Origin of the sequence: Flavicella sp. (genome assembly GCF_029238425.1) — a bacterium.
In the GTDB taxonomy this organism is placed as follows: domain Bacteria; phylum Bacteroidota; class Bacteroidia; order Flavobacteriales; family Flavobacteriaceae; genus Flavicella.
This window is the reverse complement of sequence record NZ_JAQWGB010000204.1, coordinates 21,852-30,185: the sequence shown is the minus strand read 5'-3', so window position 1 is coordinate 30,185 and position 8,334 is coordinate 21,852. Positions and strand designations below refer to the sequence as shown.

General features: G+C 32.6%; 6 protein-coding genes. 3 read left to right on the top strand and 3 right to left on the bottom strand.

Annotation, left to right across the window (positions count from 1 at the left end; genetic code table 11):
• From P8H68_RS13860 to P8H68_RS13850, 3 genes are all read left to right on the top strand, one after another.
• A partial coding sequence (locus tag P8H68_RS13860; RefSeq protein WP_300326462.1) for a hypothetical protein occupies positions 1–276 on the top strand: 276 nt, incomplete at its 5' end.
• Positions 277–412: 136 nt separating this feature from the next.
• Positions 413–1,165 (top strand): T9SS type A sorting domain-containing protein, encoded by a 753-nt coding sequence (locus tag P8H68_RS13855; protein ID WP_300326460.1) that lies wholly within the window; start codon positions 413–415, stop codon positions 1,163–1,165.
• A gap of 78 nt (positions 1,166–1,243) precedes the next feature.
• Positions 1,244–1,549: a Dabb family protein gene (locus tag P8H68_RS13850; protein ID WP_300326457.1), complete on the top strand. Its 306-nt coding sequence runs from the start codon at positions 1,244–1,246 to the stop codon at positions 1,547–1,549.
• A gap of 112 nt (positions 1,550–1,661) precedes the next feature.
• On the opposite strand, the gene P8H68_RS13845 is transcribed toward P8H68_RS13850, so the two are convergent.
• The 3 genes from P8H68_RS13845 to P8H68_RS13835 form a co-directional block, all read right to left on the bottom strand.
• Positions 1,662–2,525, bottom strand: coding sequence for an AraC family transcriptional regulator (locus P8H68_RS13845; protein ID WP_300326454.1), 864 nt, complete (start codon positions 2,523–2,525; stop codon positions 1,662–1,664).
• An 18-nt stretch (positions 2,526–2,543) separates the two neighbouring features.
• Entirely contained in the window at positions 2,544–4,028 is a 1,485-nt protein-coding gene (locus tag P8H68_RS13840) for a sulfatase (RefSeq protein ID WP_300326451.1), read from the bottom strand.
• A gap of 380 nt (positions 4,029–4,408) precedes the next feature.
• A complete protein-coding gene (locus P8H68_RS13835; RefSeq protein WP_300326449.1) occupies positions 4,409–8,314 on the bottom strand; it encodes a hybrid sensor histidine kinase/response regulator transcription factor in 3,906 nt (1,301 codons plus the stop codon).
• Positions 8,315–8,334: the final 20 nt, after the last annotated feature.

Below are 8,334 nucleotides of genomic sequence, written 5' to 3'. Positions count from 1 at the left end.
GGTGAAAAATATGAGTTTACAGTGGCTGTAAAAATGGATGGTACGGGTGGTGCTAACTGGAAAGGGAATTATTCAGTAAAGGTTTCTTCGGGAAGTAAGGATAAAACACATTCATATGGAAAGGAAGAAATAAAAGAACCCAAAGAAGGAGAGTGGACTTTACATACGATCTCTTTTAAAGTGAAAAAAGGGAAGACAAATGTAAGTTTCCAAGTATATAGATGGAAACCTGATGTTCAAATTTCTGTAGATAATTTTAAACTTGTAAAAAAATAGAATTCTTAACTTTTGATAAAACTCCTTCAGCTCTGAAGGAGTTTTTTTGCTAAAATCTGAAACTTTTGTGATAATTGCTAGCATAAAAATGGTAGCAAGTTGGATTAATTTTATAACTCAACTTAAAACATTAGAAATGAAAAAAAATTACACAATTATTTTAGTATTATTTGCTTTTACTTATTCCGTAAAAGCTCAAGTAACAGATGACTTTGAAAGCTATACTGATGGATATGATTTAGTCGCTAATACGGCATGGGGGGCTTGGGACAGCAATTCATTCTTAGGGTCTGATGGAACTGGTTTTTACACGCCGTTTGAGGGAAGTAAAATGGGGATTACAGGGAATGATGTTACTCCTACATATGGAGTCTTTTTAGTGGCAAATGATTATGTTATGACGGTTTATACAAAAATTGATGCGGATCAAAACTGGAAAAGAACTCGAACAATCAAAGTATCTACAGGTAATGGGGAGTTAGCAACTTCAACTGTTGATAATACGGACAATGGTTGGGTTAAAACAGATTTGTTATTTACAATAGATGCTAATATTTGGACTACTGTAACGTTAAACCATGGCAATGGATCTGGACTTCCAATGGGAGTAGATGCTTTTAGTATTGCTGTGGCACCTACGGCAACAACCATTGATCAAAATTCTTTTCAATTTGGTGTGTTTCCAAATCCGGTAGCAAATGTTCTGAGTATCCAAACAGAAGAGGAACTTACTTCTGTTGAAATAGTTAATTTAATGGGACGATCTATTCAAGTATTGCAGTCAAATGTAAAAAACATAGATGTTTCTTCTTTAGCACCAGGTGTGTATGTTGTCAAATTGACGAACCTGAATGGTGGTGTTTCTTTGAAGAAAATAATAAAAAATTAGTTTCAGGTTTTTATTAGGTTAAAAGCTTTCATTGTAATTGATGGAAGCTTTTTTTTATCTCATTCAAAATTATAAATTATGTACAAACATGTAGTGTTATGGAAGTTAAAAGATTCAGTAGGAGGGGAAAATTGCTATGAACTCTCTAAGGAAGTAAAAAGAAGACTACAGATTTTACCAGATCATATATCAGAAATAATTGATTTTGAAGTAGCCATAAATATAGGAGATTACGGGGCTTCTTTTTTTGATGTAAGTTTGGTTTCTACTTTTGAAAATAGGGATACCTTTTGGGCATATACCAACTATCCTATACACGATGAAGTAGTAGCTTACATACAATCCATTCAAGAAGCGGAGCATATCGTTGACTACAGGATTTAAAAGATGGAATGAAAGTAAAAAGCCGTAAACTGATTGTTTACGGCTTTTTTATGATTGATAGAAATCTTTAGTTACTTAGGAATAAAAGGTTTGTAAAGTTGCTGTTATAGCTCTAATTGGCTAAGGCAGAAGCATAACTGTTTCTATAGACTCCAGCAGACACTTTTTTTATGTTTTTAAAGATTCTATTAAAACTAGAAAAAGAATTGAAACCGGTATCAAAACAAATTTGTGAAATGCTTTTCTCACCATTGATCAGCATTTGACTCGCTTTGGCAACTCTAAACTCTCGTAAAAATTCAAAGGCTGTTTTACCCGTTTTACTCTTAAAGTATCTACAGAAAGAATTGGTGGTCATAAAAGATACCTCAGCCAAATCTTCTAAGGTAATTTCCTTGGCGTAGTTTTCAGAAATATAATTGATTACATTATGTATTCTGTCCTTTTTTTCAGATTCATTAATTATAAAATTAGGGCTAGACAGATACTCAAAATCTTCTTCTTCAGAAAGAAGATTTAAAGCTTGTAATAAATTCAATATTTTTTCTGCTCCAGAAGCTTTTTCTAGATTGATTAAAATTTTTCCAACTTTGCGTATGGTGCTTTGTGAAAAGTTGATACCTCTGCTTGATCTAGCTAATAATTGTTTTATTTTTACCATTTCAGGCAAATCAAATACAGAATTACCGTCAAATAAATTTGAAAATTTTATGACAATATAATCTACAGATTCATTTTTAGAAATACTATCATTTCTAAATACATGGGGTAGGTTTTTACCCATTAAAATTAATTCTGGGTCATCAAAATAATCCATGCTATCTCCAATAATTCTTACACCATCTCCTTTGATAGTGTATATAAGTTCAAATTCTTCATGGTAATGCCAGTCACCCCCATAATATGGGGTTTTTCGACGTTCAGAATAAAAAGATTGAAAATCATTTTTCTTGGTAGGATTATATATTAATTCCATAATAGATAATTTTAAAGGTTATTGATTTAGTTGCTTTTTTAGGCTTTTAGCCATTTTCTCTTTGGTTTTCTTGAACTTAGAATCTTTTGCAAGATTATTCCATTCATAGGGGTCGGTTATGTGATTGTATAATTCTTCCGCTCCATTGGCATAACGGATGTATCTATAGTTTTCAGACTTGACAGCGATGTGCTGTTCTTTAGGATGTTTTGATTTCCAACTAGCAATGATAGTCAGAGCAGTATCAGGACCATCCCATTTTTTTGTGAGAGGATCTTTTAAAAAGGGAACCAAACTATGTCCATCTAACTTTGCACCTTTTTTGTCGATAAGCGTACTTCCTTTAAGTTTGCATAGTTCTTTTATCGTCGGGTATATATCTATCAATGAAACAGGATGGTTTACCGTTTTTCCTGCGTTCTTTTCATTGTTTAGTCCTCTAATAATTAAGGGTACTCTAGTTGTTTTGTCCCATAAACAATATTTAAATAAATAGTCTTTTTCGCCCATGTTATAGCCATGGTCACTAAATAAAATGACAATTGTATTGTCTTTAAAGCTACTCTCTTCTAAGGTATTTAAGGTTTGTCCTACCATGGCATCTGCAAAAGCAACACTCGCTAAATATGCTTGTATATAAGTTTGAAGTGCCCTTTCTTTTGAGGAGTATCCTTCTGTTAATGTTCTAAAAGCCATTCTTCCCCTAGGTTCTTTTCCTAAACTATTTTCTTGGAGTTTTGTGTCGTCTTTATCGTTTTCTTTTAGAACCGGAATTTGAACTTCATCTAGGGGAAATAGATCATAATATTTTTGGGGTACTACTAACGGTGTATGTGGTCTGATAAATCCAATGCCCATAAAAAAGGGTGTTTTAGAGTTTTTCTTTGCGAGTTCTTTTATTTTGTTTTTAAAATAAAGGACACTTTTTTCGTCGGTTAATAAATCTCTATTTGTTTCGCTATTGTATTTAAAAGGGCCTTTTGTTTTCCAGTGAATATTGTACCAGCCTTTATAACCTGGTGCAGTATCTGTTTTTTTTACATTGGGAACATCAGCTAGGGAGGTAAAGGTTGCGTCTAACGCTCCTAATGCTCCCATTTCTGATGGATTGCTGGGGTGGATTATTGTTTTTTTACCATTATATGCTAAGGGACCATAATCTGCTATAGCTCCCATTTCGGTCCATACATTGGGCTTAGTTTTGTGAAATATTTTTCCTGTTTGATAAGCATTATATCCGTTGTCTTTTACATATTCTGGAATGGATTTAGAGTGCATCAATATTTCGTTCTTGGTCCAATCGCTAAAGCCCCAATACTTTGAAGTTACCGGTGATATACCATTCATAAAACTGGCTCTAGACGGAGAACATACCGGGACATTTGCATGCGCGTTTTTAAACAAAACACTTTGAGAAGCCAAACGATCTATGTTTGGAGTGTGGGCCTGAGGATGACCTCCCATGACACCAATATAGTCGTTAAGGTCATCTAATACAATCATCAATACATTGGGTTTCTCTTGTGCATTTAGGCAACTTAGAGAGAAGCATGTTAGAAATATATATGTAATTTGTTTGAATAACATTACCTTGTTTTTATTTGTTTGGAACAGTGTATTAAATAAACCACTGTGTTTACAAATTTATGAGGGAATGTTAAATTTTTGTGAAACCATATCAGTCATATGACAGGTCTATTTCGTCAAAGTTAGGGGGTGTGTTTAGGCTACTTGTATATAAATAAAGGCCTGAGACGTGTTTTTGTAATTATTGAGAATGTTGTAAAAAACAGAAAATTATTTGGGTTTTGAATTAACTCCTTTGCTATATTTGATGGGTTTTTGTGAAAATATTTGACATGTTTCCATAGGTGAAATATCAGTTAGGAGGATTTCTCATCTCTATAATCAGAAGGCAAACAACCAAATTGTTTTTTAAAGGATTCCCTAAAATATTTATAATCATTAAATCCTACATGTAAAGAAACAACGCTCAATTTGTCATTGGTAGTTAGAATTAATTCTGCAGCCTTTTTTAATCGAATGGATCTAATAAACCCTGTAAGTGATAATCCTGTCAAAGATTTAATTTTTCTATAAAGAGAGGATTGACTCATAAATAATTTATCCTGCATCATTTTTATATTAAAATCTTCATTATTTAAATTGGTTTCAACCAACAGAATAGCTTTTTCAATAAATATATCTTCAGGATTTTGTGTTTCCGATTCTGTTGAGCTTGGTTGAAAACGAACTTTGTTAGAAAAATATTCTCTGATTTTTGTCCTATTCTGCAACGCACTTGAAATTCTTGCTTTTACTACTTGAGGATCAAAAGGTTTGGTGATAAAATCATCGGCACCGGTTTCTAAACCTTGAATTTCATACATGTTAGAGGAACGTGCTGTTAAAAGTATGATTGGAATATGAGATGTAGTTATCTGAGACTTTAATTCGCTACTCACCGCAAGACCATCTTTTCGGGGCATCATGATATCGCAGAGAATCAAATCTGGAATTTCAGAAGACGCTATTTCAACAGCTTCCACACCATCTTTAGCAGTTAATATATTGTATTCTGTTTTTAAAAGTTGATTCAAATAATTTCTAATATCATCATTATCATCCACAACAAGAACCGTATTTTCTTTGGAACCTACTTGTAGGTTTTTAAGTTCGTCAATGGATTTATAACGTTTGATTTCTTCAGATGTGACGCTTTGAAGTTTAGCCGTGTTTTCCGCTGTAAGAGGGATTCTAATCATAAACTCTGTCCCTTTGTGTAGTTTAGAAACAACGTCAATAGAACCATTATGTAATTCAATTATTTTTTTTGTAAAACTCAAACCAATACCGCTTCCCAAAATATTTGAGGTGTTGGTGGATTTAATTTGGTAAAAACGATCAAATATTTTATTAGCTGCATCTTTAGTCATTCCGATTCCGGTGTCTTTTATACTGATGATACATTCATTATTTTCTTGAGAAATGTACAGTTGTATAGCGTCTCCTTTATTGGAATACTTTAAAGAATTCGAAATTAAATTACACAAAACGATTTCCATTTTGTTTCTATCAAAAGGAAATTGAATTTCTTTCTTGCTAGTCTGAAACGTGTATTTAATGTCTTTAGATCTGGCTTGCTCTTTAAAATAAAGGAACACTTCTTCGGAGAATTTAGCAAAATTTCCATTGCTTGCTGATAATTGTAACAAACCATGTTCTGCTTTTCTAAAATCCAATAATTGCGTGATTAGATTAAGCAAACGGTCAGCGTTTTTTTCCATGGTAACCAAACTATCTGTTAAATCAGCTTGCAGGTCTTTTCTTAAAATTAATTCTTTCAAAGGGCTTAATATTAAGGTTAGAGGTGTTCTAAACTCATGTGAGATATTCGTGAAAAATGTAAATTTGGCTTCGCTTAATTCTTGCTCTTTGGATAATTTGTCCTTTAATCTATATTGCTTCATTATGATAAAGACAAAACCAGCAAATATAGATAAGGATATTAGAAGATATAAAAAGTAAGCAAATGGACTTGCCCAAGGGGCATATTTTACATTGATGGACATAGTAACGGGTAGCGACCAGTCTTTGAAATTGGAGGAAGCGGCAACTTTTAAGTTATATTTCCCGGCAGGTAATCCAATGAAATTGATTTCGTTTTTAGATTTTAGATCATTCCATTTGGTATCCAAACCTTCAAGTTTATATCTATAATTTAAATGAGAATTTTCATTAAAGTTGGTCGTTCCAAAAGAAATCGAAAAAGATTTGATTGTATGGCTTATATCAATGTTTGAAGTATAGCTAAAATCTTTTGAGAGTACGGTATAGTTATGTACAATTTCACCCGCCGTAACATTTTTGTTTTCTATTTTTAAATTGCTGAAAAGCAATTGTTTGATGGGGGGGTTGGGTTGAATTTCTTTTGGGTTAAAAAAAGTAAGGTTGTCTGTTCCTCCTGCAAATATTTGTGAGCCGTTTTTTGTTCTAACTAAAGTTCGTTGGTTGAATAATTCTGTGCGGACACCTTCATTTCTTCCAAAATTAACAAATGAATCATCGTATGGATTGAATCGAATAAGATTGGTGGCTGTACTGAGCCATAAAAACCCATTCGGATCATTGGTGATTCCACAGATAAAATCATTTTCTAGGCCATTGATTTCTTTGTTATATTTGCCAAGTATTTTAAGTCTATTATTTTCGAAATGTAATTTATAAAGACCATCTGGGGTACCTAGCCATAGATAATTACTGTCAGAGAATAAAACATTTACAATATTGGGTAATTTTTCATCAAGGAGTTCAGAAAAATGAATGAATTGTTCAGATTTTTTATTGTAAAGATGTAATCCATTATAGGTCCCTATCCAAAAATTATAGTTTGCATCTTTGATGATTGATGTAACTCTATTACTATTGAGTCTGTATTTTTCATTTTTTGTGTGGTAGCGTCTGTATTTTTTATTGGGCATTTTATCATTAGAATTCACTAAAAAAATCCCTGATTGTTGTGTTCCAATCCACATTCGGTTTTTATAGATAGGTAAAAAAGCAGTCGCTTGAGCGATATTGAATTTTTTTATGATATGATGCTTGAAGTCAGAAAAAATGACCTGGTTTTTATTTCCCACTAAAACCATGTTGTTGTATTCATAAACAGCATATATTTTATTGTTTTTCCAGTAAGGGTATTGTTTCATTTTAGAGATATCTTCTCCATAAAACAATCCACTTCTCAAACTTCCGAGGTATACGTTATTCTTAGTTTGATGAATGCTTTGAATGTTGATTCCTTCCTTTAAAATAGGATTGCTGACAAATCCGTTTAAATTATAGAAACCTTTATTTTTTGAAAGTTTTACGATTCCTCCAAAGTCAGATGAAATCCATATGACATCATTTTTATCCTTATGAATATCTAGGATAATGTCATAATTTGTCGATTTTTTAGTGTTGGAAGGATATACCAAATCCATTTTTTTAAAGGCGTTTACCTCGTTGTTTGACACATATAATCCTTGTCCCCAAGTTCCAATCCATATTTGATTGTCATCATCTAAAAATAAAGTGGAAGTGAATGAAGCAGATATGCCTGTCTTAATTTTCGAGATTTTATAGTTGGATTTGTCTAGTTTATATAAGGCATGTGGGTTGTGATTATCCACGGTACCCAGCCAAAAGCAGTTTCTATCTACATCTTCTAAAAAAGTAGAGGGGTAGAATCCTAAATAGTAAGTTTTAGCTTCCTTTGTTTTGGGGTTGTAGTTATTTATGTTCCAATTTTGACCGTACCAAATAATTCCTTCTTTGTCTTTTTTTAGAAAACGTATTGCATTTGTTTCTAGGTGTTTGGAAAGTTTGGAACTTACGGGGTCAATAACAAAGATTCCATTTTCCTGTGTTCCAACCCAGATATGCCCATTATCATCTTCCTCAAATGCTTTTATCCGAAAAGAATCGTTTTTGTTTTTTGAGAGAATGTGATTGTATGAGGTAAGAATGTGTTTTTTTATATCTAAGTGTGCTAAACCCGCAGTTTTGGTTCCGATCCATAAGTTATTACGACTATCTACAAAAAGGGTTTCAATATTTTCATTTGTCAGTTCAGGGTATTTTGAACCTGGTTGGATATAAGAAAAACTGGTGCCATCATATTTGGTGATACCATTTTCGGTAGCGATCCATTTTACATTAAGAGAATCACTAACTACCTTAGATACGTAGTTGTGAGAGAGTCCTTGTTGGTATGAAATGTACTCATATAAATATTTTTGCTGCATTTCCTGTGAAAAGGAAATGA